At 34.8% G+C, this 26,757-nt stretch carries 21 protein-coding genes and 1 pseudogene; 4 read left to right on the top strand and 18 right to left on the bottom strand.

The features are described from left to right. Positions 1 to 357: 357 nt before the first annotated feature. From ACIQZI_RS20460 to glpX, 6 genes are all read right to left on the bottom strand, one after another. Complete coding sequence (locus ACIQZI_RS20460; protein ID WP_403076677.1) at positions 358 to 501, bottom strand: GapA-binding peptide SR1P; 144 nt, start codon at positions 499 to 501, stop codon at positions 358 to 360. A gap of 371 nt (positions 502 to 872) precedes the next feature. Then, complete coding sequence (gene rpiB, locus ACIQZI_RS20455) at positions 873 to 1,319, bottom strand: ribose 5-phosphate isomerase B (protein WP_062187877.1); 447 nt, start codon at positions 1,317 to 1,319, stop codon at positions 873 to 875. 102 nt (positions 1,320 to 1,421) lie between these two features. Further along, positions 1,422 to 2,381 (bottom strand): 6-phosphofructokinase, encoded by a 960-nt coding sequence (gene pfkA / locus ACIQZI_RS20450; RefSeq protein ID WP_403076674.1) that lies wholly within the window; start codon positions 2,379 to 2,381, stop codon positions 1,422 to 1,424. Between the two features lie 463 nt (positions 2,382 to 2,844). Beyond that, positions 2,845 to 4,848, bottom strand: coding sequence for a transketolase (gene tkt / locus ACIQZI_RS20445; protein ID WP_403076671.1), 2,004 nt, complete (start codon positions 4,846 to 4,848; stop codon positions 2,845 to 2,847). A 33-nt stretch (positions 4,849 to 4,881) separates the two neighbouring features. Next, positions 4,882 to 5,745 (bottom strand): class II fructose-1,6-bisphosphate aldolase, encoded by an 864-nt coding sequence (gene fba / locus ACIQZI_RS20440; RefSeq protein ID WP_403076669.1) that lies wholly within the window; start codon positions 5,743 to 5,745, stop codon positions 4,882 to 4,884. Positions 5,746 to 5,770: 25 nt separating this feature from the next. Continuing rightward, a complete protein-coding gene (gene glpX / locus ACIQZI_RS20435) occupies positions 5,771 to 6,745 on the bottom strand; it encodes a class II fructose-bisphosphatase (RefSeq protein WP_403076666.1) in 975 nt (324 codons plus the stop codon). 567 nt (positions 6,746 to 7,312) lie between these two features. Between glpX and rpe the strand changes: the two genes are divergently transcribed. The 4 genes from rpe (at position 7,313) to hxlB (ending at position 10,407) form a co-directional block, all read left to right on the top strand. Further along, positions 7,313 to 7,978 carry a ribulose-phosphate 3-epimerase gene (gene rpe, locus ACIQZI_RS20430; RefSeq protein ID WP_403076663.1) on the top strand — a complete coding sequence of 222 codons (666 nt, stop codon included), beginning with the start codon at positions 7,313 to 7,315 and terminating at the stop codon, positions 7,976 to 7,978. Between the two features lie 519 nt (positions 7,979 to 8,497). Beyond that, a complete protein-coding gene (locus ACIQZI_RS20425; RefSeq protein ID WP_403076660.1) occupies positions 8,498 to 8,845 on the top strand; it encodes a winged helix-turn-helix transcriptional regulator in 348 nt (115 codons plus the stop codon). Positions 8,846 to 9,205: 360 nt separating this feature from the next. Next, on the top strand, positions 9,206 to 9,847 hold the full coding sequence (gene hxlA / locus ACIQZI_RS20420; RefSeq protein WP_403076658.1) for a 3-hexulose-6-phosphate synthase: 642 nt from the start codon (positions 9,206 to 9,208) through the stop codon (positions 9,845 to 9,847). Positions 9,848 to 9,849: 2 nt separating this feature from the next. Further along, the gene (gene hxlB, locus ACIQZI_RS20415; RefSeq protein ID WP_049683920.1) at positions 9,850 to 10,407 is read left to right on the top strand and encodes a 6-phospho-3-hexuloisomerase; all 558 of its coding nucleotides are present in this window, start codon (positions 9,850 to 9,852) and stop codon (positions 10,405 to 10,407) included. A gap of 412 nt (positions 10,408 to 10,819) precedes the next feature. On the opposite strand, the pseudogene ACIQZI_RS20410 reads toward hxlB, so the two are convergent. The 12 genes and pseudogenes from ACIQZI_RS20410 to ACIQZI_RS20355 form a co-directional block, all read right to left on the bottom strand. Next, positions 10,820 to 11,040: pseudogene (locus ACIQZI_RS20410) on the bottom strand (recombinase family protein); the annotation flags it as partial. A 1,139-nt stretch (positions 11,041 to 12,179) separates the two neighbouring features. Next, positions 12,180 to 13,136 carry an ROK family glucokinase gene (locus ACIQZI_RS20405; protein WP_403076654.1) on the bottom strand — a complete coding sequence of 319 codons (957 nt, stop codon included), beginning with the start codon at positions 13,134 to 13,136 and terminating at the stop codon, positions 12,180 to 12,182. 138 nt (positions 13,137 to 13,274) lie between these two features. Beyond that, positions 13,275 to 14,351, bottom strand: a complete 1,077-nt coding sequence (locus ACIQZI_RS20400) for a Gfo/Idh/MocA family protein (RefSeq protein WP_403076651.1) — start codon at positions 14,349 to 14,351, stop codon at positions 13,275 to 13,277. Between the two features lie 18 nt (positions 14,352 to 14,369). Then, positions 14,370 to 15,161, bottom strand: a complete 792-nt coding sequence (locus ACIQZI_RS20395) for a sugar phosphate isomerase/epimerase family protein (protein WP_403076647.1) — start codon at positions 15,159 to 15,161, stop codon at positions 14,370 to 14,372. 395 nt (positions 15,162 to 15,556) lie between these two features. Further along, complete coding sequence (locus ACIQZI_RS20390; protein WP_403076645.1) at positions 15,557 to 16,471, bottom strand: sugar phosphate isomerase/epimerase family protein; 915 nt, start codon at positions 16,469 to 16,471, stop codon at positions 15,557 to 15,559. A gap of 302 nt (positions 16,472 to 16,773) precedes the next feature. Further along, complete coding sequence (locus ACIQZI_RS20385; protein WP_403076642.1) at positions 16,774 to 17,550, bottom strand: Cof-type HAD-IIB family hydrolase; 777 nt, start codon at positions 17,548 to 17,550, stop codon at positions 16,774 to 16,776. 159 nt (positions 17,551 to 17,709) lie between these two features. After that, positions 17,710 to 19,584 (bottom strand): PTS sugar transporter subunit IIABC, encoded by a 1,875-nt coding sequence (locus ACIQZI_RS20380; RefSeq protein WP_403076639.1) that lies wholly within the window; start codon positions 19,582 to 19,584, stop codon positions 17,710 to 17,712. 722 nt (positions 19,585 to 20,306) lie between these two features. Then, positions 20,307 to 21,674, bottom strand: coding sequence for an MFS transporter (locus ACIQZI_RS20375; RefSeq protein ID WP_403076636.1), 1,368 nt, complete (start codon positions 21,672 to 21,674; stop codon positions 20,307 to 20,309). A 319-nt stretch (positions 21,675 to 21,993) separates the two neighbouring features. Continuing rightward, positions 21,994 to 22,161, bottom strand: a complete 168-nt coding sequence (locus ACIQZI_RS20370; protein WP_403076633.1) for a Spo0E family sporulation regulatory protein-aspartic acid phosphatase — start codon at positions 22,159 to 22,161, stop codon at positions 21,994 to 21,996. Positions 22,162 to 22,286: 125 nt separating this feature from the next. Further along, complete coding sequence (locus ACIQZI_RS20365) at positions 22,287 to 22,388, bottom strand: C-glycoside deglycosidase beta subunit domain-containing protein (protein ID WP_403076630.1); 102 nt, start codon at positions 22,386 to 22,388, stop codon at positions 22,287 to 22,289. A 763-nt stretch (positions 22,389 to 23,151) separates the two neighbouring features. Continuing rightward, entirely contained in the window at positions 23,152 to 25,608 is a 2,457-nt protein-coding gene (locus tag ACIQZI_RS20360; RefSeq protein ID WP_403076628.1) for a GH39 family glycosyl hydrolase, read from the bottom strand. A 363-nt stretch (positions 25,609 to 25,971) separates the two neighbouring features. Then, the gene (locus ACIQZI_RS20355) at positions 25,972 to 26,712 is read right to left on the bottom strand and encodes an amidohydrolase family protein (protein ID WP_403076625.1); all 741 of its coding nucleotides are present in this window, start codon (positions 26,710 to 26,712) and stop codon (positions 25,972 to 25,974) included. Between the last annotated feature and the right edge of the window lie 45 nt (positions 26,713 to 26,757).

Raw genomic sequence — 26,757 nt, 5'->3', positions numbered from 1 at the left:
AAAAGCGCTTTCACTTCACAAACCGCTATTTTACTAACTTGCAAAAAAACGTTTATAAATTGTAAGTATTGGGAATATTTACTCTATATCTGTATCTTACAGTCATTCAGTATGTGTAGCAATTGTGTAATGTTGCTTAATATTTTTTCGAAAAAAACTAATTATTGTGCATCATGAACAAACAGGTGAAATAATCGTTTTTTCAAGCCTCCATGCTTTATCTGTGCCCGCACTTTCCTTCTTGCATAATGAAAAAATAAAAAGTCGATTTCCTTCACATTTCAGGAAATCGACTTAATCTAAGTAATTTGATTTTCATAGAGTTTTTTAGCGGTTTAAGCAAAACAGATTCTGTTCTTAATCCTCTAGTAATTCACGGCTTTCACACTGTTCTTGCTTACACTCTGAATAGTAGACAGTCACTTTTTCTGTAGGCATCGTGTCAATGAGCTCTCCACAATGTTTACAAATAATCGAACCTTGCGCTATAGAATTTGACATGTTTCTCCCACCTTTTTTATAGACTACTTGTACCCATTCTCATATTATACAAATATTACCAATAAAACTTTGTAGTGATACTCTTTACGAGTAATAACTAATGCCCCCTGAATCTATAAATACCATTTCTACTTTTAAGTCCGTTGTTCCCTAAACTCTTTGTAAGCGTTTCCTTAATTTAATTATTACGCAAATGAGCCATCTAAACAAGTACACACTTTATTTTTACATAGTGTGTTAAAGGATACTTTCTTTACATTCCTCTGTTCTTCTTCCAAAGAAACAAAGACTGCTAAAACGAAGCTCAGCAGTCTGATCCATTCATTGAAATGCTTTAATCATATACTCACCCTTCTAATATTCTCGGTTTATTATCCAAGAGCGTTTTCATACTCGGTTATTTTACAGACGCGACTTTCGTGTCTGCCTCCTTCAAAAGGGGTCGTTAACCAGATTTCGGCAATTGCTCGAGCTAATCCCGGACCGATGACACGTTCTCCCATCGCTAACATATTGGTATCATTATGCTCCCTTGTTGCTTTAGCGCTAAACATATCATGCACTAATGCACATCGAATTCCCTTTACTTTATTTGCCGCAATACTCATGCCAATCCCTGTCCCACAAATCAAAATCCCTCGATCCACTTCACCGCTTGCTACTTTTTCAGCAACTGGAACAGCATAGTCTGGATAGTCAACCGATGTACTGCACTCACAGCCTAAGTCCTCGTATTCAATGTTCATTTCTTTCATTAAATTGATAATTTCTTGGCGAATATTTACTCCCCCATGATCTGAAGCAATGGCTACCTTCATGTCTTTTTCCTCCCTTTGATCCTTATCTAAGTCCTTCACAACATAGCTCTTCATCCTGCTGGTTCTACTAGTTCACGCTAATAATCTCTCATATCGCTCTCTTTATATAGACAGACTTCTTGCTAAATGGTACGTATCCATATCAATCATACGCTTATGCTCTAGTGCTTCTTCAAATGATGTATGAACGAGTTTTCCATCCCTTAATCCTACCATTACGCCTGAAACGCCCTCTACAAAGAGATCCACAGCTTTTGCTCCCATTTGCGTACTCATCATCCGATCGTAAGCGCTAGGTGAACCTCCCCGTTGAAAATGACCGAGAATGGTCACTTTTGTTTCAAATCCGGTTCTTTCTTCAATTACTTTACCAATTTCGTGACCTTTTCCTACACCCTCCGCTACTACGATAATGCTATGGATTTTCCCACGCGCCGCTCCCCGTTGAACACGATCAATCACATCTTCTACGTCATCAATCGCTTCTGGTATGATAATAGACTCTGCTCCAGCACACATACCTGCCCATAATGCAATGTCCCCTGCATTTCTACCCATGACCTCAATTACATACGTGCGTTCATGAGAAGAAGCCGTATCACGAATTTTATCAATAGCATCCACAGCTGTATTGACAGCTGTATCGAATCCAATTGTATAGTCCGTTCCTGCAATGTCATTATCAATCGTGCCTGGAATACCAATCGTAGCAAAGCCTTGGGCATTTAGTTTACTTGCCCCTTGAAATGAACCATCTCCACCGATGACAATCAAACCAGAGATCCCTGCACTTTCCATTTGTGCAATCGCTGTGTTCTGACCTTCTGCTGTCTTGAATTCGTCACATCGTGTACTTTGTAAAATCGTGCCTCCTCGATGCAGGATATCACCGACACTTTTAAAGTCCATCGGCGTAAAATTCCCAGCGATTAACCCTTTGTAGCCGTTTTGCACCCCATAAACTTCCAAACCTTTAAAAATTCCTCTTCTAACGACTGCCCGAATAGCAGTATTCATACCTGGCGCATCTCCGCCACTCGTTAATATGGCAATTTTATTCATCGCTCATTTCCTCCATCTTTACGGCATCATGATGTGCCAACATATAGACGCCTCGTATAGTGGTGAATAAGATTTATTTCATCTTGACGTACAAATGCTTCTCCTACTTGTATAGATAGAAAGTAGACAGGCTAATGGAATTCCTGTTATTATCTATATTTATTCTGAGAGACGACTATAATTCTCCTACACTTACCTTAATGGACCAAAACTTTAAAATAAGTAATCATTATAATCGCTCTACCTTTTTTTCAATGAAATGAATAGTATGGTTAAAAAAGGGCAGGTTCACCTATTGGTGAAATCTGCCCAAAATCCATACCAGCTTATTATAAAAACAAGCCATTTGAATTTGAATTCTGAGCCGTAACTTTCGTCTAGTTGGGCTCTTTTTCGTTCATTCAGATCATAATCGATTAACTGATTTTGCTAATTGCCTCGATTTTCATAGATTTCATCATGTTTACAGTAATCTTTTAAAGCGAGCGACGACATTTTCAACGGTAAAACCGTATGCCTCAATAATCTTGTCATAAGGTGCTGAAGCGCCAAATTGATCAATAGCTAATACATCTCCACTATCGCCAACATATTTGCTCCAGCCAATTGATGCACCCATTTCAATGCCCAAACGTGCCTTTACATGTTTCGGAATCACTGTTTCTTTGTATGCAGTCGTTTGTTTTTCAAAACGGTCCCAACATGGCATACTAATAACAGACACATATATTCCTTCTTCTGCCAACACCTCTTGTGCTTCAACTGCCAAGGAAACTTCAGAACCAGAAGCCAATAACAAGCCTGCAACATCCCCTTTTGCTTCTGAAATGACATATCCACCATTGCTAACACCGGCATACGCTTTTTCAGAATCAGCTAGGGTTGGTAAGTCTTGACGTGTAAGAATAAGAGCCGTTGGTTGATCTTTACTTTCTAGGGCAAGCTTCCAAGCAGCCGCCGTTTCATTTCCGTCAGCAGGACGAATGGTAGAAAGTCCAGGCATTGCTCGTAAAGAAGCTAAATGTTCAATTGGTTCGTGGGTTGGACCATCTTCCCCTACAGCAATACTATCATGTGTAAACACATACGTAACCGGAACCTGCATTAAGGCTGAAAGACGAATGGCCGGCCGTAGATAATCGGAGAAGACAAAGAAAGTAGCTCCAAATACTTTTACTCCTCCGTGCAGTGCCATTCCATTGAGAGCAGCACCCATACCAAACTCCCGAACACCAAACCAGATATTTCGCCCACCATAATTACTAGCGCTAAAATCCGTTTCCCCTTTTAATAAGGTTTTATTTGAAGAGGATAAATCAGCAGAACCTCCGAATAACTGAGGAACATTTTTATTAAGACCATTTAACACTTCACCGCTAGAAGTACGAGTAGCAAGCTTGTCTTCCCCTACACGGTAAATGGGAACATTCACATCCCAATTGGCAGGAAGTTCACCATTTATTGCAAGGGTTAACTCTTTTGCAGCATCCGGATACAGTTTTTCGTATCGAGTGAATAATTCATTCCACTCTTGTTCTTTTTGATTGGATGCCTCTTTAAGTTCAGCAAAATTCGCTTTTACCTCTTCTGGAATATAAAAATCTTCTTCATAATTCCAGCCGTATTGTTCCTTTACAAGCTTCATTTCTTCCTTACCTAACGGTGCACCATGTGAATCAGACTTACCGCCTTTATTCGGTGATCCATAACCAATGACTGTTTTCACTTCAATTAGAGTGGGTTGGTTCTCATTAGCTTTTGCTTTACTTAAAGCGTCTGCTATTGCTTTAATATCATTTCCGTCCTCAACACGAAGTACTTGCCAACCATATGCTTTGAAACGATCTTCAGCACTTTCACTAAAGGATTTATTCAGATCCCCATCTAGTGAAATATCATTTGAATCATATAGGACAATTAATCGGCCAAGCTGAAGATGACCAGCTAATGAAGCTGCTTCTGCAGAGACTCCCTCCATTAGATCACCATCACCACAAATGCTATATGTATAGTGATCAATGACATTCAAATCATCCACATTGTACGTAGTAGCTAAATGTCTTTCAGCCATCGCCATCCCAACAGCCATCGAAATCCCTTGACCAAGTGGTCCAGTCGTAGCATCTACACCTGCTGTATGGCCGTATTCAGGATGTCCCGGTGTTTTACTGCCCCATTGACGGAATTGTTTTAACTCCTCCATGGATAAATCATGCCCCGTTAAATGTAACAAACTATATAACAGCATCGAACCGTGGCCAGCTGACAATGTAAAACGATCACGATTAAACCATTTCGGATTACTTGGATTATAGTTCATAAACTGTGACCAAAGTGTATAAGCCATTGGAGCGGCCCCCATTGGCATACCAGGGTGGCCTGATCCAGCTTTTTCAATGGCATCGATGGAGAGGGTTCTAATTGTATTAATCGACAATTGGTCAACAGTTACTTTTTGTTCAATCATGTTTTTTCCCCTTTCTTTTCATAGATTTACGGATTAAGCTTGACCTGATGAACCAAATTCACGCATTTTGCCTTGTACAGTTTCTTGAATCGCATCGCGAGCTGGTCCTAAGAATTTACGAGGATCGTATACTTTATCATCATTACTCAACACTGCTCGAACAGCACTAGTAGAAGAGATTTGGCTTTCTGTATTCACATTAATTTTCGCTGATCCAAGTGAGATCGCTTTTTTAATATCTTTTGTTGGGATACCTGTTCCACCATGAAGTACGAGAGGTACACCCGTCAGTTCCATTACTTCCTTCATACGATCAAATCCAAGATTCGGCTCACCTTTATAAGGCCCATGGACAGAACCTAAAGCAGGGGCAAAGCAGTCTACGCCTGTTTCACGAACTAATTGATCACACTCTGCAGGGATCGCATAAAATGCATCTGCTGCATCAACACTAAGATCATCTTCTTGCCCACCAATTCGACCAAGTTCCGCTTCAACGGATACACCAACTGCATGAGCGATTTGAACGACACGTTTAGTGATCTCGATATTTTCTTCAAGTGGATGATGAGAACCATCGATCATAACCGATGTAAATCCAGCATGAATCGCTTGTACACATTTTTCTAAGCTAGAGCCATGATCAAGATGGATCGCGACAGGAACCGTTACATCATATTCTTCAATTAATTCTTTGACCATTGAAACGATTAATTTAAAACCGCCCATATAACGAGCAGCCCCTTCAGATACCCCAAGAATAACCGGTGAATTTTCTGCTTTTGCAGCGAATAGAATGGCTTGAGTGAACTCAAGGTTATTAATATTAAACTGTCCTACTGCATACCCTTTTTCTTTTGCTTGGATTAACATGTCCTTCATCGATACTAATGCCATATGAATCTCTCCCTTTTTTTATTTATTAGTGAAACGCTTCAACAAATTGATAATTCTTCGCGTTACCGCCAACTGCTACAAAAGAATGTGAAAGGATGAAACCATCATTGCGATTTCTAATCCCTCTCATTAGAATGCCATCAGTAATGCCTGTTGCGACAAAAAAACAATCTTCAGATTTCACAATTTCATCGATTGTTAAGGATTTTTCGGGATCCTTTATTCCCATTTTAATACAGCGTTCAAACTCTTCTGGTTCTTGAGGAGCAAGTTTTGCTTGGAAATCTCCTCCCATACACTTCAGGGCAACCGCAGCAATAACTCCCTCTGGAGCCCCACCCATACCTACCAATATATCCACATCTATTTCGTCGATTGCAGTAGCGATGGCACCTGTAACATCCCCATCAGCAAACAACTTAACTCTGGCTCCTGCATCAAGCACTTGTTTGATCAAATGATCATGACGTGGTCTGTCTTGGATCATAACCGTTAGTTCACTCACGTCTTTACCTATCGCTTTAGCAACTGATATCATATTTTCTGTCAACGTTGCATCTATGTTGATGGAACCTTTCGCCTTTGGCCCTACCGCGATCTTGTGCATGTACATATCCGGAGCATGTAATAAACTGCCTTTAGTGGAAACGGCAATAACGGTTAAGGCATTATCTTGACCCTTCGACATCATCGTAGTCCCTTCAACTGGATCAACCGCAATGTCTACTTCGGGACCATTCTTCGTCCCAAGCTCCTCACCAATATAAAGCATCGGTGCTTCATCCATTTCACCTTCACCAATCACAATCAAACCACTCATATCAATAAGATTCATTTGATTGCGCATAGCTTCAGTTCCTGCTCCATCCGCTTCTATCTTGTTTCCTTTTCCTACCCAAGGATAAGAAGCGATAGCCGCTTTTTGTGCGACAGTAAGAAAGTCCATAGCTAGTGTCTGAATATCTTTTTCATGAATGACATTATTGTTCAACTGATTCATCAGGTCACCTCCTGGTTAAGTATTCTAACAATCCATTACACAGTTTCTAAATTTAGTTCCCACCTGTACAGCCATAGTATATCTCGTATATTCTGCATCTGTAAGTACGCACTTTATTAACATATAGTATCGGGGAGTATACCTTTTACTAAATTTTCTGAATATTAAGCTCTTCAAAATTGTACTTTTTCAAAAGGTGAAGCTGGGCTAAACTTGATTGATCCCATTATTTTTTTTAAAAGATTCTGTTGTTTGTCTTCTTTTCACGCTTAATCTTTATTAAAATATGTTTTATAAGAAAATCCCATTATTCGGGAAAATACAGTTTCTTTATGTAAATATTTATGTAAGCATAAGTTCAACCGGGATATTTAATACATCCAATACAAAATGATAGTATAGTATAGGAGCTAGGGAACTACCCCAGTCCACACTGTTAAACAGACTCTATCTATTTTTGTCAACACACTAGTATCGAAGTATTTTCTAATTCAACAGGGAGAAACAGACATCATTCTAGCGAAAATGAATGTTTTTTTACTACTAAAAAAATCGGAGGATTTCATTATGATTAAAATTGCACCTTCTATTCTTTCAGCTAACTTTGCCACGCTTGGAGAAGACATAAAAGATGTTGAACGGGGGGGAGCTGATTACATCCACGTCGATGTGATGGATGGTCATTTTGTCCCGAATATAACCATTGGACCACTAATCGTCGATGCCATTAGACCCGTCACTCAGTTACCGTTAGATGTACATTTAATGATTGAAAATCCGGATCAATATATCGAAATGTTCGCAAAAGCAGGGGCCGATATTATTTCTGTACATGTAGAAGCGTGTCCACACCTACACCGCACCATTCAACTGATTAAATCAACTGGTGCAAAAGCTGGCATCGTCTTAAATCCGCATACACCTGTTTCCATGATTCATCATGTGATTGAGGATGTTGACCTTGTATTGCTGATGACAGTGAATCCAGGCTTTGGAGGGCAGTCGTTCATTCACTCGGTTCTACCTAAGATCAGAGAAGTTGCTGACCTTGTAGCGGAGAAAAACTTGGATGTTGAAATTGAGGTGGATGGTGGCGTGAATCCGGAAACAGCTAGACTTTGCGTCGAAGCAGGGGCCAATGTTCTTGTCGCTGGATCCGCCATTTATAATCAACAAGATCGTAGTCAGGCCATTCAATCCATTCGGCACGGAGTTAATACAGCTGCCATTTAACAATTCGTACATGTTGATTAGTAGTGTATCGTCCAGTAAACTTATGTGATAAATACACTCACCTATTCAAATTATATAGCCTTTTCTTTGTTGCATGCTAGTCATGCTACAGAATTCGCCAAGTGCCTTTCCTAAAAGCCTTGGCTTTTTCTTAAAATAAATTGTATAGGGAAAATAGTTTGTTTTAGCTAATCGCAGGTAGTTTAACGCGAATCAGTAGGAAATTAACGGGTTTTCAATAAAAAGTTCTAGAATATTTTATTTATCTTAAACATTTTAATCATTTTTCGTTTGAAGCAAAAAAATTACTTGCCCAACGATAACATTCTCTATCTCCTAAAACAAACAGGTTGTGCATGATTTGTGACACCGATATTCTTAATGAACCGTTCACCTTCTTCTATCATTTTCCCACCTGTATAGAATGTATTATCCTCATCCAGAAGTAATGAACTGGTAAGTAATGATTAAACTGATTATTGACGGGTTTATATCTTGTCCGGATTGGAGGTGACAAACATGATAGAGCTTTGCGGTAAGTCTTATAACTGTGAAAAAGAATTAACTCTTTCTGTTATCGGGGGAAAATGGAAAATGTTGATTTTATGGCATTTGGGCAAAGAAGAAAAGAAACGATTTAATGAACTGAGGTCTCTCATGCCAGGTATCTCTCCAAGAATGCTCGTCAGTCAATTGCGAGAATTGGAAGATAATTTCATCGTGCATCGTGAAGTTTATGCTGTCGTCCCGCCCAAAGTAGAATACTCGCTTACGGATCAAGGAAAAAGCTTAATGCCGATTTTGGAGGCTATGTATAGCTGGGGGAAAGAGTATATGGAAACGACCAATACTGTAAAAACACAATAAATATCATATACTAGATTAATAATGGGATTTTAATTTTCTAAATAATCAGTTTTTTTATCAAAAATACCACATACAAACACTTGTCAATAATGTCTCATAACCGTGTGCGGAACCCTAGTGGCAACTTACACACGGTTTTTTTGTTGCTCGTGTCTTGAATGTTGATTAATACGAGGATATAGTTCAATCCTATCATCGCACGATCAAAGTAAAACCTCCTACATACTACCTATTTTACTTTGATGGTGTATTTTTTAACACTATATGATAAAAAAGTGCGTACTTTGTTTTTTGAAAGTTAGAATATATACTATCTTTAGTAGCAATTATTTACAAACTATATTAAGGAGTGGGTTATTCATGGAACTACAATTGGCGATAGACCTAGTAAATACTGAAGAAGCAATTAAATTGGTGGAAGAAGTTAAAGATTTCATTGATATCGTAGAAATTGGTACACCGGTTGTTAAAATTGAAGGTCTTCAAGCAGTAAAAGCTATGAAGGAAGCATTCCCTCAATTACAAGTTTTAGCTGACATGAAAACAATGGATGCAGCAGGTTATGAAGTTTTAAAAGCAGCTGAACATGGCGCTGATATCGTCACTATTCTAGCTGTAGCTGAAGATGAGTCTATCAAAGGCGCTGTTGCAGAAGCAAAAAAACAAGGTAAAAAGATTCTTATTGATTTAATTGCTGTAAAAGATCTTGCTAAACGTGCGCAAGAAGTTGACGCAATGGGCGTAGACTATATTTGTGTACATACAGGTTACGACCTACAAGCAAAAGGTCAAAACTCATTTAAGGACCTTGAAACAATTAAAGGCGTTGTGAAAAATGCAAAAACTGCAATCGCAGGTGGTATTAAATTAGAAACACTTCCTGAAGTTCTTAAATCAAACCCTGACCTTATCATTGTAGGTGGCGGTATTGCTAACCAAGATGATAAAAAGGCTGTAGCACAAGAAATGCAACGCTTAATTAAAGAAGCGGTGACCGTTTAATTATGCAAACAACTCAGTATACCGAACTCGTTTTGCAAGAACTTCAACGAACAGCAGCGCTCGTTCGCGATGAAGATGCCGAACAACTCGTAAACGGCATTCTGAGCGCAAAAAAAGTATTTGTGGCAGGAGCTGGCAGATCAGGCTTCATGGCTAGATGTTTTGTCATGCGTATGATGCATATGGGGCTTGACCCTTATATTGTGGGCGAAACCGTGACACCTAATTTGGAAGAAGGCGATATCTTTATCATCGGCTCCGGATCTGGTGAAACGAAAAGCCTGGTTGCCATGGCAGAGAAAGCAAGAAGCATCGGTGCAACAGTAGCGGCAGTAACGATTTTTCCGAACTCCACCATTGGTGATTTGGCAGATATCGTCATTGAAATCCCTGCTCAAGCGAAGTCCGGTGTCGATACAGGGAATAAATCCATTCAACCAATGGGCTCTCTGTTCGAACAAAGCCTGCTATTATTCTATGATTCTATTATTCTCCGCTTCATGGAGAAAAAAGGCATGGATTCCGACAAAATGTATGGACGCCACGCAAATCTAGAATAGAATAACTGAACTTCCATAACGTAGAAATACGTTTTCAAAAAAAGGATGACTTTAAAGTCAATGACTCATTGACTTTATCGCATCCTTTTTTGAACTTTATCGTCTTGTCTTTTTTTCTCTCCTTCAGAAATTATAACAGATCCACTTATCTTTTTTTTAAATGATGTTCATCTCTGATTCTCTTTTGTTGAGAAATGTTTCCTAAAATTATAATCTTGCCTCTTTTTTCATTAGAAATCTCCTGAATTGAGGATATATTTTATTATCATAATTATCACCTGTTTATGTTAAATTACAACATTTATTCGCCGGTCATACTTTCGCATCACTATACAAGCATGGACATTTAAGGTTAAGTCTAAAAGCTGATACCGTCTAAAGACGGTGGAGTTAGACCACGTATTTGTAAATTAAATTGAGTAGTATCCAACAATAGCATATCCAAAACTACGATATCCGCCTGAATATTTTTTGTGATGTCATTAGAATATCTTCCTTATTCCCGTCAAAACGATCTAAGAAATGGATGTATAACACATCTCCTTTTCTCACCATTCGTTTAAGCAACTGATATTGAATTCGATTAAAATCTTTACCACTTTGTTTATCTATGAAAACATCTCGTTCACCAATCTCCTATTCTTTCATTGCTTCAAGTTGCCGTCCCTTATTTTGATCCTTGCTGCTAATAGATCTTTGAATATCCATCTGTTTCTACCTCATTTTCATTCCTTTTCCTATTATTCTACTAAAAACGTTCATAAAAGTATGCAAGCACAAACGAACGTTCTTAAATACTTTTTCTAGTTTTACGAACACGAAAGACTGCTGATTTAAAACAAAATAATTCGTTCTCAAAAGTGTACTTTTATGAACGATAAAACTAAAAGACCTTATAATATCAATTATAAATATTAAATCATTCATAGATTCTTAGCTGTACATATTTGGTTAAATTTGAAGGTGAAACTTAATTTTCCACTACATCGTTTAGGTTACATCATGCCGCCCGTAAGGTGAAAGTGTGTAATATCGTTAACGTTTTGTGCAAAAAGTGCGAGTTTATCAGGGTTCGGTTAATTTCTATCTGTAATATCTTTAATGGGAATTAACCCTTTTTCACAAGATTGCGTTAGCAAAATGTTAGCATTTTATATTAGGAAACTCTTGTGCGGTAAAACAATTATGTTACCTTTTTTTAACATTACACAAATATCAATGTTTATCTGTAGATAGACATCCAATCTATATTCATTGTCATTAAATAGTGTCTTATTTTGAGTTTCGATTGCTATATTCATTTTTCAAGAAATTGTTTACCACTAAGAATCTTTACCATTGTTTAAGCCGAACTTTATACCGGTATGTTCTACTACACTGGGCCAACTAAGTTTTAACCTACGGCAAATAGTAGTACTATAGACTTGACACTTCCTCTTTAGCAAATCATAGTCCCTTTGACTTGTTGATCCGATTCTTAGTAATTCTTTTTTCAAATTATCAAGAGTCTCTTCCATTGTTCTCACAACCATCACCTAGACGTTTGATTTTTTTGAAATTTTAATCATTTTTAACCAATTATTATAATAAGCTAGGTTAGACCAACATTAAAGAATATCCTTGCAGTATCCCATTCTAAAATATATAAGCCTTCCGTTTTAACATAATAAAACCACAAAAAAAAGAATACCGAGCAGAAAAAACTACTCAGTAAAATATTAAACCGTATTATCAGCTCATTCTATCACAGAAACAACAACTTTTTTCACTTGCTATCGGGAAATATTAACCAAAGAGGCAGCACCAATAACCCCAGCATCATTTCCTAACTGCGCTAGTCTCAGTTTTGTGCTTGTTTTTATCTGTGGGAATGCATATTTTTTGAAATACTTTTCGACTCCACTAATTAACATCTCTCCAGCTGCAGATACTCCACCACCAATGACGATTGTTTCAGGATGTAATACATTGGCGATATTACTACAAGCTAAACCTAAATAAAAATAAAACTTATCGACTACTATTTCAGCTAATTGATCCCCTGTTTTTGCTTGATCAAACACTGTTTTAGCAGTCACTTCTTGGCCATCATCAATCAGATACTTTAATTTGGAATCACCAGCATATTCTTCTGAAAGATCTCTTGCTATTCGAACTATACCCGTTGCACTTGCTACTGTCTCTAAACATCCAACGTTACCACAAGTACACTCGTAGCCAGTAGGATCAACATTAATATGACCGATTTCACCTGCAGCACAAACACCATGGACTAAATTACCTTCTGCAATAATTCCCCCACCTACACCTGTGCCAAGTGTCACGAATACAACATTGCCACTTCCTTCACCTGCACCTTTCCATTGTTCTCCCAAGGCAGCAACATTGGCATCATTGTCAATGTAAAAAGAAATTCCTGTTCCCGCTTCGATTTGTTCTTTTACTGGTTGTAATGTACGCCAGTTTAAATTATACGCACCAATTACAGTACCTTTATCTATATTCACTGATCCTGGAGAACCCATCCCGATACCAGAAAAATCATCAGCCGATAGTCCGTATATTTCAAGACGGTGATTAATGGATTTAACAATGTCAGGAAAAATATTCTTTCCTTCGTTTTTAATATCCGTTTTAATACTCCACTTTTGTTGTACTTCTCCCTCTGCTGTTAAAATAGCAAATTTTACTGTTGTTCCACCTAAATCAACACCAATTAATTTTTTCATGTTATCCTCCGCCTTTATTAAAAAAATACAGGTGAGATACCCCACTTTTCTATTTTTTTGTTGCATTTGACGATTTCATAATGATACTACGACAAGGTATCCGTTAAAATTAGTTGCCAATGAAGGAAACATTATTTTTTATACATTCACTACAGCTTTATGCTCAAATAAAACTGGTGCTTTGCTATCGGCAGCTTTATAGAAATGATCAATAATATTCATCATGTATACCCCGTCTTCTGCAGTTGCGTACAGTATCTCTTCATTTAATATACAATTCGTAAAATGTTTAAACTCATTCTTCAGTGTGATATTAGGATTTATATCAGGAATAATATCAATACATGTATCAAAGTGTTCGGAAAACAGCTTTAACTCTCCATTTTTATAGCTAGCCCCACCTCTTGTACCAAAGATCTCTACAAAAGTTTCATCTTTCTCAATGTTTGATGCCCAACTAAATTCGAAACTAATCGTCGCTTCATTCTTAAATCCAATTAATCCAACAGCTGTATCCTCAACATTAAAAATACCTTCTGGATTTCCTTTATAACCGTTACGATTTCGTGTAGTCGTGTTAGCAAAATTTTGATAAGTTGCACCAGTTATATAAGAAGGTTCTGGTAGTCCAAGGAGAAATAGTGGCAAATCAAGAAAATGCACCCCTAAATCAATCATGACACCACCACCTGATAATGCTTGATTTGTAAACCATGTACCTCTGCCTGGAATACCACTTCTTCTTTTCCAGCCAGCTTTTGCATGATATATGTCTCCGAAAAATCCTACATCTATATATTGTTTAAGTTTCACCATTTCGTTTGTAAATCTATTGTTGAGCCCAACCATTACCTTTTTCCCAGATATATTTTTAGCATCTACTATTCTTTGAGCCTCTGCTGCATTAATAGCTAATGGTTTTTCACAATGGACATTCACTCCATTTAAAAGTGCATAAACAGCAATGTCTGCATGAAGATGATTTGGTGTACAAATGCTGACAATATCTAACTTCTCATGCTTTAACATTTCACGATAATCACTATAAACACTTTCTATGTTGTATTTTCTTGCAACTTTAGTTGCATTTTCAATATTAATATCACATACTGAGACAAATTCAATATGATCAAGTTTCGTATAATTGCTTACATGCTTTTTTACTGCATTACTACCTGCACCAATCAATCCATATCTCAGTTTTTCATTAGTCATAATATTTCTCTCCAATTCTTATTTCAAAAACAATAATTCTCTCATGTAAGAAATTGTATAATCGATTCCTTGTTCCCCTAATTCACCCTTCCATACCGGCGAATGTGGCTCTATACTTAATCCACCTGTATAACCTTTCACTCTTAGTAAGGAAATAAATGTTTTCCAATCAGTTTGATCAAGTCCAACTGGGGGATCATCCACTCGTTCACCATTGATAATCATCGACCCCTTCAGGTGTACATGGTTAAAACGGTGACCCCAATCCATCGTCTCCTGTAAATAATCTCCGCCAAAATATCGACTATGGGAAGGATCAAATTTTATCCCTAACTCATTCAAGTGTCCGTGCACTAATTTCCAAGCGACAGGATTATGGACAAAGTTTACTTTGCGACAGTTATATGAAGATACCTTTACTCCCTTAGGTTTGGCATAGTCAATTAATTGCGAAATTAAATCTATAGCTGCTGAACAATTTTCAAAGTAGGATAGTTCCTCTACATAATTACAGCCGCTTACAAAATTAGGACATTCTAACTCACTTGCAACATCAATTAATTGAAAACACTTCTCTAATTCCTCATCTAGCACTTTGCCCTTTTCATCAATGCGCAGTGATTTCCATCGACCAATCGATTGCACATTGACAACGTATTTATTTTTATTATTAAATAATTCATTACGAGATTGATAAAACTCCTCTACATTGTTACCTTCGTTTATACATAATTCTATAAAATCCAAACCTTTTTCTTTAGCTCGCTTAAAATTTTCAACAGCTGGAGCAGATATGATTCCTAGTTGCATTGTTTCTTACTCCATTTCTTTATGATTAAATGAATACAAATTTATAAAGTTTATAAATCTATTTTAAGAAAGAATCTTGATATGTTCTTCCTAATAATTAAGGGATTTAATGATAAAATTTAATACAAATTAGCATATCTTTTTTGTCAAAACACAAAAAGGATAAAAATTAACATATTACTTTAATCCTCTTCACTACAATTATTTTGTTTAAACTATTAGTATCTTCTAACATAAAAACTCCTCCGAATACTGTTATGTTGGTTGGCGATCCAAACATATTCTAGCACCACGGAAGAGTTTTTTAATACCTCGCTGTAAGCTTTCCTGAATCCTAGACCGAGCCCAATTTTCTCCATAATAAGAGAGCGAAACATTTTCGCTCTCTTAATAAGTTAAACAACAAAGTTACGCATATAACGAGAACTTTGTTTAATTGAACGTTTTACATCATCGTAATCCTTCTCAAAAGCTTTATCTTCAATTTCAATACAAGTATATCCGTTATACCTAATATCCGTTAAAGTAGAAACATACTTAGCCCAATCAACATCACCTAAACCTGGCAGTTTTGGACTCATATATTCCAAAGGTGTAGCCATTACTCCTACATCTGCAAGCTTTTCATGAAACACTTTAATATCCTTATAATGAACATGAAAGATCTTTTCCTTAAATTGATAAAGCGGTTTTATATAATCAATTTGTTGCCAAATAAAATGAGATGGATCATAATTAAGACCGATAAAATCACTATTTAATATTTCAAAAACTTGTCGCCAAATATTAGGAGTAGTCATAATGTTTTGTCCTCCTGGCCATTCATCTTCCGTAAATAACATTGGGCAGTTTTCAATTCCAATTCGGACATTTTGTTTTTCAGCATATTTCACTATTGGCTTCCAAACAGTTTCAACTTCTTTTAGGTTTTCAGATATCGTCTTATGTTGCATGCGTCCAATAAAGGTAGTAATCATATTTACCTCAAGCATTTTTGAGGCATCAATTAGACTGTATAAATGATCAATCGCCTCTTGACGTTTCTCCAAATCTTCATCTAAAGGATTGGGATAGTATGCTAAAGCCGAGATTTCAACTCCTCTATCTCCACAATATGATAATATTTCTTCTGCTTTTTCTTTCGTCAAATTAACTGTATCAATATGAGAAACTCCAGCATAACGTCTTTCAGCTTTTCCCTTCGGCCAACAGGCAACCTCTACACAGTCTAATCCATTCTCGGCTACAATATCTATCATTTCCTCAAAATTACTTTGGTCTAAAATTGCGCTTACAATTCCTAGTTTCATATTCTGTCCTTCCTTCTTTTTAATTTCATGAAATATCAATATAGGGATGAGATAATACTCATCGACTTTTCCCTTTACTTAATAATATATCCAACGATAAAAACATTCTTCGTAAGTTATGGCCAATATGTACTAGTTATTTGGTAAATTAAAAGAATCAAGAACTTTTTAATTAGCAAAAAGACAAAATCTGATATATATTTGTTGCTGTCAAATATTAATCTTTTATTAATTACCTGATATATGAATTTAAAAGAACTCTGCCGAAATAATCAGACAGAGTTCTTCTTAAATTGCTTCGATTATAAAACTTCTAGATTTTTTAATGCTCGGTATATCCCATCATTGTCATTTGAATCAGTAATTATATCAGCTACTTGTTTTACTTGCTGACTAGCATTTCCCATAGCTATTCCAACCCCAGATAATTTCAACATCTCTAAATCATTATTTCCATCACCAAAAGTAATGATATCTTTTCTGGAGATATTCAGTTTCTCAGCAAGCTGAATTATAGTGGCAGCTTTAGATCCCATTTTTGGAATGACATCTACGCAATATTCATGCCATCGAACAAATCGGAATTCAGGAAAATCCGCTTCGAACTTATTATCAACTTCTTCACCAAAGAAGGCCAATCCTTGATAGATTTCATTTTCATCTGCATAATTCAAATCGTATTCTGGAAGTGAGCCACCAAGAGAGATCATTACTTCATCCATCTTTGGAACATTAATTGAGGAAGTTCGACGTATTCCATCTAAGCTTGTTACCGCAATATCAATTTTCTTTTGATTCAAAGAGCTAATTAATTCTTGTAATATCTTAGAATTAAGGGTATTTTTATAGACTTGCTGATGATTCATAAAAGCTGCAGAACCATTGCAAACAACGTAATTTTCAAGCTCTAATTTATCCAATATATCTTGAATGAGAAAACGGCTTCTACCCGTCGCTACCATTACAACATGTCCACTTTTTCTTAAGCTATCGAGAGATGTTACAGTACTATCGAGTATTTCTTTCTGACTATTCAATAGTGTTCCATCAATATCAAAGGCAAATAGTTTTCTTTTCAATTTAGATTCTCCTTGAATATATCCAAAAATTATTTAATTAGAGTTTTTTAATTCTTGACTATTCTACTAGCTTGTAATTTTATCGATAAAATTTTATGTTTTCTACTTAAAGCTAAAACACTATCATATTAGGGTTTGAAGCTAATAACCTTAATTTTCTCAATTATCATATGCTGCGTCATCAAAGCTAAACATCCATGTCGCTAGAAATGTAACTACTATCGTTATTCCTATACTGCACAATGCTAAAATAAAGTTTGTATTTGTACCATCTGGATTCATAAAAATTGGTAATGTAAAAAATGATGGCGGAGCAAAAGCAAATATTTTCACATTAGCAATTGCGCAAAAAATACCATTTGCTATACATCCAATGAATGTAGCATATAAAGGTTTCTTCAACCGAATAGTTATCCCGTAAAGCGTCGGTTCTGTAATACCACTAAAAAAAGCAGTAAATGCACTGTTAGCCGCCAATTGTCGAAGCTTATTTTTCTTAGTCTTAAGCATTACAGCTAAAGCTACTGCAAATTGAGAAAAATTCATACCGATGAATGCAATTAATAATAAATTATCATAACCAAGGTTTTCAAAATTAGATAAAATTAATATTGGTGTTAAGGCAATATGCATACCTGTCATAACAAGTAATGGAGCTAAGGAAGCTACTAAAAGTATAGCTAGCCAACTTGCATTGCTATAAATTACTGATAAAACACTACCTAATCCTTTACCCAAAAGAAATCCCGTTGGTCCAGTAATACCCAGAGTTATAGGTAACATAATTAATATTATAAGAAGAGGTTTAAAAACATATTTTGCGGCATCGGGTACATACCTGTCTGCAAATTTTTCTACATAAGATAAAACCCAAATGCTTAGAATAATAGGAATCAGGCTTGATGAATAATCAATTAGAGTTATAGGTATTTTAAAAAGATCTATGTTTCCCCCAATTTTTACTAATTCCAATATATTAGGATGAAGCATTAACCCACCAATGAATAAAGAATAAATAGTATTACATTTAAACCTAACGGAAGAAGTGTAAGCCAACAATATTGGTAAAAAATAAAAAACTACATTGGCAGCTGTACTTAAGATAGTATAAGTACTACTTTCTTGATTCATTCCGATTTTTGAAAGAACAACTAATAACGCTGAGACAAACCCACTAGCCATAATTAGTGGCACAGTTGGACTCAGTATGTCAGATAATACATTTAGAACTCTATTAACTATAGATCCTTTAACGTTTTCTTTTGCATCATCATTGGCACCCACATTGTAAAAATTTCGTATATTTTGATAGACCTTATTTACCGTATTTCCGATAACAATTTGTAGGCCTCCCATGGAGTCTACTACCCCCAAAACCCCAGAAATATTTTTTAGCCTCTCTCTATCAACTAATTTGTCATTGTTAAGAGTTACTCTTAATCTTGTTGCACAATGTCCCATCGATCGGATATTCTTTTCACCGCCTAACGCTGAAATAATCGAACTCTCCAATCTATTTTCTATATTTATATGCTCATTTGAATTCTCTATCTGATTTTCTGCCTCAATCTTTTCTAACCCAATTAATACTTTTTCTTTAGAAGCATGATTTTCACAAGTGAATTCAATCACTTCATAAGAAGAACTGTTTAATATTACTATAGGAATTACTGAATCATAACCATTTTGTTCGATTTCATTTAGATTAAACTTCATTATGAGATCTCCTGATTGGACAGAATCATTCTCTGTTACCATAGGCTCAAAAAAAACACCATTTAACTTTACGGTGTCTATCCCAATATGAATAAGTAACTCACATCCATTATTGCTTTTCAATGATATAGCATGTTTTGAAGGAAACACACTGACCACTGTGCCATCAAAAGGGGCATAAATTTCTCCAATTTCAGGTTTAATCGCAATTCCTTTTCCCATGATTTCATCAGCAAAAATTGGATCATTGACTTTTTCAAGCGGAACAACTTCACCCTTAGAAATTCCAATGATTTGTTCGACTATTCTTTCTCCCATTAGTTAAAATCCTTTCCTATTTTATATGATTAAAGAAAAATAAATCGCTTACATATTTTATTTTTATACAAAAACTACTTAATAAGAAGCTCAATGATTTACTTTTGTTAATGCTTTCAATCTATATTGTATAACATATCCCCTCTAAATTATTTGCGAATCATGTCCAAAATCTAATTGTTATTTGATGAAAAAGAAAAAGTCGAAAAAAATCTAAAAAAAACAGCAAAATTTAATATATATTTATTGTCCTTCATAATTATTATAGTGATAATATTGCACTGAACAATGGAATGGTTACGGAAAGTTTCTATTTGGCATGAGAACCTATACGATGAACAGTAAAACTACCAGAGGACTATCAAAAAAGGAGATTATAAAGAGCAAATTGACTCATGGGCCGTCTATTGCAAAATAAAAGTACAGAGATATACAGAGAATTCGTGAAGAAGATCACTGCATAAAAAAAGGCTTGCCCGCCCCAAAAATAACCTCTACTGTTTGATTGACGAAGTCTTACAGGTGGAGGAATCGAAAGGATGCTTATGGTTTCCGTAATTATCATAATTTCAAAAATACGGTTTTCATGTACCTTGAAAATATTTCCGAAAGACACAAAGAAGCAGCCAAGCGACTAAGGTCACCTGACTGCCGGCTGATTTCTATAGAATTTCTGTTAACCAACACTCGTTGACAAAGAGCCAAAAAATATTATTTAGTTTTTATTGTTCAGTAGGAATTGCATTCACTTTCAAAGCACTTTTATTTTCGAAATATTTCGTTTGAAGATTGATAATAGTAATTGACAACGCTGCTACAATCCCTGGAATAGCAAAAGTAAGAAACCAAACTGTGATTGATACATTAGCTGTTAAAAGCATACCACCTACGATTGGACCTAGCATTCCACCAATTCTACCTGTAGAATTAGCAAATCCTAAACCTGTGGTTCTGATTTCCGCAGGATAATATTGCGAAGTAAAAGTATTCATTAATGAATGTGCTGAAAAAGCAAACATCCCAATTAAAGCAACAAAAAAGTATAAAACAATTAAGTTAGCTTTAACACCCATTCCAAATAAACTAATTGCTCCAATTACATAAATCACAGGCATTAAAATTTTGAAACCAATTCTATCAACTTTTATTGCCCATAGAATTGTTCCAATCAAAGTCCCTAGATTTAAAACAATTGAAAATGTTAAACTTGAGCCAAGGGCATAACCATTTTGATTCATCACTTGTGGCAACCAAATATTCACACCATTTATTGTCAGTAAACCACAAATATAAATCAAAGTAATTAAGACTGTTCCAAGAAAAAATCTTTTGCTGAAAAGTTGTAAATAAGGTAGTTTTTCCACTTTTTTCTCTTGAACTTTAGTCGTTTCCATTGATTGTGCCGTAATTTCTAAAGTTTTTTTATAGTTTTCGTCAATTTTGTAAAGTAACTTATCTAATTTTTCATTTTGATTGTTTTTAGCTAAAAATTGCGCTGATTCTGGAATTATCTTTATAAAGATCGGAATTAAAATCAGTGGTAAAATTGATAACCATAAAACAGGTTCCCAACCAAATCGTGGCATAACATTCATCGCTACGAAAGGTGCAAGCATCCCTCCAACTTGGTTCCCACAGATAGCAAATGCAACCATTTTTGCTTTACTTGTTTTAGGGGAATATTCTGTTAGAAGTGAAATCACAATAGGTGTCGCTCCGCCACTTCCTACACCAGCCATAAATCGGCAAATCCCAAACATTAAACCACTATCGGTAAAAGTTGCAAGGACAATGAAAAAATTAAAAATGAAGATAGAAACAATCAATAATTTTTTCACACCAAATTTGTCAGCCAAAAAACTTAAGGATATTGCTCCAAACATCATCCCAAACATCGCTGAACTGCCGATAAATCCAACTTGTGTTGAACTAATATTCCATTCCTTTATAACAACTGGAACAATTGAACCAAAAACAGAAAGTTCGTATCCTGAAAAAGTAATGATGAAAAAACAAATGAATAATAACAACTTGTGAAATTTGGTAAACTTGCTATTATCGAGAAAAGAACTAAGGACTATTTTATTCATAAAAAAACTCCTTTTCTTATAAATTTTACAGATGGAAAATCATAAAAAATAAAACGATACGCCGCGTTTGATTTCTTCAAATGTTCTAGGTTCTTTCCTATTGATATCAAATATTTGAAGTTTACGTGTACAGTAACAATAAAGTCATTTAATTTTGAAGCGTTAAACTCGCATAAAACCCTTTTAAATTCAGATCAAACAAAAAATAAGTTGTTTAATTTCGATCGTAACATGAAGAGTAAATTCCAAAACTAATGATAATAAAGTTGTTTAAAATGTTAATATTCAAACTACTTTGTTGCCATTCAACAACATATTTTTATTTTTTATAAGAAAATTTTTGATAGATCGTGATGAGTTGGTCTAATTGCTGACTGCAATAGATGGTCTCACGGCTATTTAATCCACTTATTTTAGCAATCTGAAACAATTCTTTTCTCAGTTGATTAATTCTATATTCTATTGCATCTAACTCTATAAATATCATACAAACTCCCCTAATTACCTTAAACTGGTTATTAATAAAAATCCTTTCTTAGGTCGGTAGATTGATGAAGTCTTATATTTATTTAGTCTTTTCGCCTGCACATGTAATATTAAACAACTTTATTATCACTCAACATTACGTGGATATTCAACTCCATCCACTTTAATGTAGTAGCCATTATGTGAGGATAGGAAAACGCCTCGATAATTGGCAATTTTCATTTTCATCAACATCATTTTAGAGACTGCCTTAGCAGATTAAGACATTAGCAAACATTGTTTATCCTCCTTTGATTTATTTGCTTTCTATAATTTTATGCTATATTGTAAGCGGCAACTATGGGATATTTATTCTCAATATTGCTAAAATCATTCTTCTTTTCCACTTTCTATTGTTTGCATTTTTTGAGACAACAAAATCATAATGTTAAATTTTGTCTTCATCAAGAAATGTAGTTTTTCCCCAAAAAATAAGGGATCTAGCAACTTCCTAATGTAAAGTTACTCGATTCCCTATTGTGATTAAAACTTGGGACCATAGAGAGCAGGAAACTGATCGGCAGGAACTCCGCAAAAATATTAGACAAGACCTATGAATAAGTCATGATGCCTGTCAGAATGAACACAAATACAGAGATAATCAGATCTTAATTTTGATATTTTTCCATTTATTAAAAAGTAAGCGTCAAAAAGCCCCCACCTTCATGAGGATGGGAGCTTATATTATTATTTTGATAACTTGTTAAAGGCTACTGATAAAAAAGGAAATAGGCGAAACTCATTTATTATTATTAGTAAAATCTGATATATATTATCCTTTTAAATTATTGCGAGTTTAATCTTAACTTCCAACCTATTCAATTCCTTTGTTGAAAACGTGGAGAAATAGTATTACAAAAGGTTCAAGAATATACCATTTTACTTTTCACTCTGTAAACTAGTGTCTTTTTTCATATCAAACATCCAGTAGCCCAAATAAAACAATTTAATGTTACTTAGCAAAAATATGAAGATTGCGAAATTCGTTTGGTTTTAGCTGAACATTAAAATCTAATACATGCTTTTCTACTGTTATATAAGTATTTAAAAGTCTTGGTGTACTAATACGCTTCAGGTAATTTTGCTCACTTATGTTCAATTTTTCTTCTGAATTGAGTCTGATCCACTCATCCTGTACACTACCGTACTCACTGTTTATCAAACTTGTTTTAATAACATAAACGCCATTCTCGATGTTTTTTATCCTAATTTTTATATTGAGGGATTCGTGTTCTTCAAATAAATGAGACAAACTACTTACCTCAATTTTGCTTTCATCCATTAAGTAATAGTTAAAATTTAGTTTCTTAAAATTATGACAGGCTATTCTAAATGATCCTCTACTATTTCCTGTAATAACATAATTTTTTTCTCTTTTATAAATATTTTTATAAAGTAGTTTTAAAAAGGATAAAGCATAAAATGCTGGCTTAGGCACACCAGTTTTGGTTAACAATCCGCCCCCACCGAAAAGAAAACTTTGTGAATCATGAAAATCAGCATAAATATCAGTTCCAAGCCAATGTCCAAATATATCAGCGCATCCAATAGTTGAAATTGCATTTTGAATGAGAAAAGCCCCTTTCGCGCAGTGGTCATTAATCGGATTTCTATTAGATAGTGTTAAATTATACTCTGATACATGAACCGGTACGTCAGGAAAAGAGCTTAATTCCATAGATTCTCTTAGAGTTTCAAGGTTATGTTGAATAAAATACATATCTGTAGATTTTTTTTCATAATATGTGTTGGACTCCCTCTCTAATTGATATGGATAACAGGTAATTGATAAAAAATCTGGATATTCATTGTAACTCTTCCACATCTCCAATAATTCTGTAAAACCCATTTTTCCATAATGCTGTATAGGAAATCCACCACCTCCAATTTTTACTTCAGGCAAAATTTCCCTAAAAGTCTTAGCGATAATCTCAAACCTATGAAAATAATCTCTATGGACTGACTCTGTTTGAGGTTTATAATTATATTCCAAATCATAAAATACAATATCTTCCTTTTTCCAATATTCGAAATACCATTTTTGAACCTCTTCAGATCCATAGCGTTTTATAAAATGTGTTAATAACTCACCAAAAAATGAGGTCATTTCGTTTTCGGAGTCAAATTTTTGATTCCGTGGTATTTCCATTAGTGCACTCTGCGTATTCTTTAGAAGTCTTATCGGCTTGAACCCCAACTCAATATACGGTTTTAATTGATTATTAACTAAAAAATCGGTAACACTATCAAGTCGACTAAAGTTCAGATTTTCTTTAGGAGCATGAATATCCAAATATAATTCAGGTGCATAAATGTCCCAAAATCGTACATATTCTGCACCTAAATGTGTTTTCATATATAACATTTGTTCTTGGAAATCCGATTTAGTTAAGTCTACAGCAGTTCCTGCATTAATTAGTAGGGTGAAGTTACTATTCCATTCTTCTTCATCTAAATCACCTAGATCAAGAAATAAATGAATATCTTTAATCTCACCTTCTTCAAAAATCTGAACCGGATTCTCACTCAAATAATCTTCAAGTCGTTTCTTAACATTATTATTTTCATCACTTTTCTTATTACTTTCATTTTGTTTTGAAGTGTTTTTATTTTTTTTGAATTGTGAAGGTGTCATATTGTATGCTTCTTTGAAAGCTTTGTTATAAGCAGCTACGCTTGCAAACCCATTATTTATAGCAATTTTCATAATTGGTAAATCGCTATAAAGCAAATCAACCATAGCATGAGATAAGCGTATTGAAGTAATTAGCTCACTAAAATTAATATTAAACTTCTTTTTAATATATTTTGATAAATAAGCGGTTGATAAATAAAACTGGTCAGCTATATCTTGCAGAGAGATACTATCTTGATAATTGGCTCTTATAAATTGAAGAATCTCCTTCATCCTATCATCAGAATTATTATTTTCTTTTTCATACTTTATGTCATCGGAAGTCAATAAAAAGTTTTTAGTAATGACATGGAGTAGTTGATAATATAAACTTAATTTATAAATACTATTTTTTTTTGGTTCTATCAGATGTTGATTTAAAATTTGATCTATAATTCGTTTCAGTTCATCATATGACTCATTCTTTTCAAAAGTGGAATTACACCAAAAAATCATCATGTCTTTTGACAATAATTCTCTCACTTTACTATATGAGATAATAAATCTGGCTACAAATAAATCATCACTGCCATTAAAACTGTGTTTTCGGTTATAGTTCACAATAATTATGTCTCTTTGTGTTAATAAATAGTTTTCCCCTTCAACAGTAATCGACATATTACCACTTAAAACATATAATAGTTCAAAGTTTTCATGGTAATGAAGCTTAGTCTCAGAGTTAGTTATGAATTCTAAATCCATTACGGAGTCTGAAGAGAGGTAATCTTTTTCCACGTTTAATCACTCCACTTTTTCCATGTTTTAGCACTCTACTCTTTTTCATCTATGTTCCTAAGTATAACAAAAGTATATAGCTAAACATTAAGCTTTCTTTGACAAAAATAATGTAATCACTTTAATTGTGGTGTGAATCTAGGTCAAAAGTTAACCTTCCAATTCAAATTTATTACGTTGTAAACTGAGTACACAACATAAAGAAGAAATCTATAGTGAAAACAAATTTAAAAACCTTTTTAAACTCAAGTCAAGAGAAGCAGTTTTGTAGTTGATATGTTATTAAAAAAATAAGTAACAAAAAGAGCTAACTGTAGGTAGTAGAAATTTAAGGATTTACTACCTACAGTTAGCACGCTTAATTTATTTATCATCTTTCAAGCGGAAAACTCTTTGAAAATTACCGCCCATGATCATTTTCATTTCTTCAGTCTTATTTACTTCTTTTGCTGCAAGTTTTTGCTTCATAATTTCCATTTCAAATTCATAAAACGGATAATCACAGCCCATAAACACTTTATCTGGACATTGTTCGAGAACATGCATTACAGCCATTAGTGATGTAATTGAGGTATCCAAATAAACGTTAGGCACACGCTTAGCAACATCAATCGCATACTCTCCAGCCATTACCTCACCCATATGCGCCATCTGAATCGTAACATTTGGAAACTCGTTTCCAAGTCGTTCAAACATCACAGGATGAACACGATAGTCTTCAGAGGTACAATGAATAACAGCGTAAAGTCCCCGATCATTTAAAAGTTCAAACAATGGTCTTAACAACTCAATATTGGCTACACTAAAATTGCTAAACCATGGATGCAATTTGATACCATTGAATTTGAGTTCATCTAAACAATATAACAGTTGTACTTTAGCATCAGCATCGTTAGGATTGATAAACGCTATCGGGATAAATCGGTCAGAATAAGGCTTAATGATTTCCGACAATTTTTTTTGCTTTTCTAAGCCTGAAGCCAAAGTAAAACATACCACTTTGTCTATTCCGTTTTCATCCATTTTCCTAACTACAGTTTTCACCTCACTTCTGTCAAAACCAACCTCATCTGTCTTAATATGAACGTGTGCATCAATAATCATTTTTTATCACCTTTTCTTGCATTAATTTCTTTTCAAATAAATTCG

Origin of the sequence: Peribacillus sp. NPDC096379, assembly GCF_044762875.1 — a bacterium.
Lineage (GTDB): Bacteria > Bacillota > Bacilli > Bacillales > DSM-1321 > Peribacillus.
Note: the sequence above shows the minus strand (reverse complement) of the source record. Positions and strands in the feature narration are given on the sequence as shown.

What these genes read in the sequence shown, in the direction of transcription:
- ACIQZI_RS20460 (WP_403076677.1), bottom strand. Translation starts at nt 501, where the DNA reads ATGTCAAATTCTATAGCGCAAGGTTCGATTATTTGTAAACATTGTGGA.
- rpiB (WP_062187877.1), bottom strand. Translation starts at nt 1,319, where the DNA reads ATGAAGGTAGCCATTGCTTCAGATCATGGGGGAGTAAATATTCGCCAA.
- pfkA (WP_403076674.1), bottom strand. Translation starts at nt 2,381, where the DNA reads ATGAATAAAATTGCCATATTAACGAGTGGCGGAGATGCGCCAGGTATG.
- tkt (WP_403076671.1), bottom strand. Translation starts at nt 4,848, where the DNA reads ATGATTGAACAAAAAGTAACTGTTGACCAATTGTCGATTAATACAATT.
- fba (WP_403076669.1), bottom strand. Translation starts at nt 5,745, where the DNA reads ATGGCATTAGTATCGATGAAGGACATGTTAATCCAAGCAAAAGAAAAA.
- glpX (WP_403076666.1), bottom strand. Translation starts at nt 6,745, where the DNA reads ATGAATCAGTTGAACAATAATGTCATTCATGAAAAAGATATTCAGACA.
- rpe (WP_403076663.1), top strand. Translation starts at nt 7,313, where the DNA reads ATGATTAAAATTGCACCTTCTATTCTTTCAGCTAACTTTGCCACGCTT.
- ACIQZI_RS20425 (WP_403076660.1), top strand. Translation starts at nt 8,498, where the DNA reads ATGATAGAGCTTTGCGGTAAGTCTTATAACTGTGAAAAAGAATTAACT.
- hxlA (WP_403076658.1), top strand. Translation starts at nt 9,206, where the DNA reads ATGGAACTACAATTGGCGATAGACCTAGTAAATACTGAAGAAGCAATT.
- hxlB (WP_049683920.1), top strand. Translation starts at nt 9,850, where the DNA reads ATGCAAACAACTCAGTATACCGAACTCGTTTTGCAAGAACTTCAACGA.
- ACIQZI_RS20405 (WP_403076654.1), bottom strand. Translation starts at nt 13,136, where the DNA reads ATGAAAAAATTAATTGGTGTTGATTTAGGTGGAACAACAGTAAAATTT.
- ACIQZI_RS20400 (WP_403076651.1), bottom strand. Translation starts at nt 14,351, where the DNA reads ATGACTAATGAAAAACTGAGATATGGATTGATTGGTGCAGGTAGTAAT.
- ACIQZI_RS20395 (WP_403076647.1), bottom strand. Translation starts at nt 15,161, where the DNA reads ATGCAACTAGGAATCATATCTGCTCCAGCTGTTGAAAATTTTAAGCGA.
- ACIQZI_RS20390 (WP_403076645.1), bottom strand. Translation starts at nt 16,471, where the DNA reads ATGAAACTAGGAATTGTAAGCGCAATTTTAGACCAAAGTAATTTTGAG.
- ACIQZI_RS20380 (WP_403076639.1), bottom strand. Translation starts at nt 19,584, where the DNA reads ATGGGAGAAAGAATAGTCGAACAAATCATTGGAATTTCTAAGGGTGAA.
- ACIQZI_RS20375 (WP_403076636.1), bottom strand. Translation starts at nt 21,674, where the DNA reads ATGAATAAAATAGTCCTTAGTTCTTTTCTCGATAATAGCAAGTTTACC.
- ACIQZI_RS20370 (WP_403076633.1), bottom strand. Translation starts at nt 22,161, where the DNA reads ATGATATTTATAGAGTTAGATGCAATAGAATATAGAATTAATCAACTG.
- ACIQZI_RS20365 (WP_403076630.1), bottom strand. Translation starts at nt 22,388, where the DNA reads ATGAAAATGAAAATTGCCAATTATCGAGGCGTTTTCCTATCCTCACAT.
- ACIQZI_RS20355 (WP_403076625.1), bottom strand. Translation starts at nt 26,712, where the DNA reads ATGATTATTGATGCACACGTTCATATTAAGACAGATGAGGTTGGTTTT.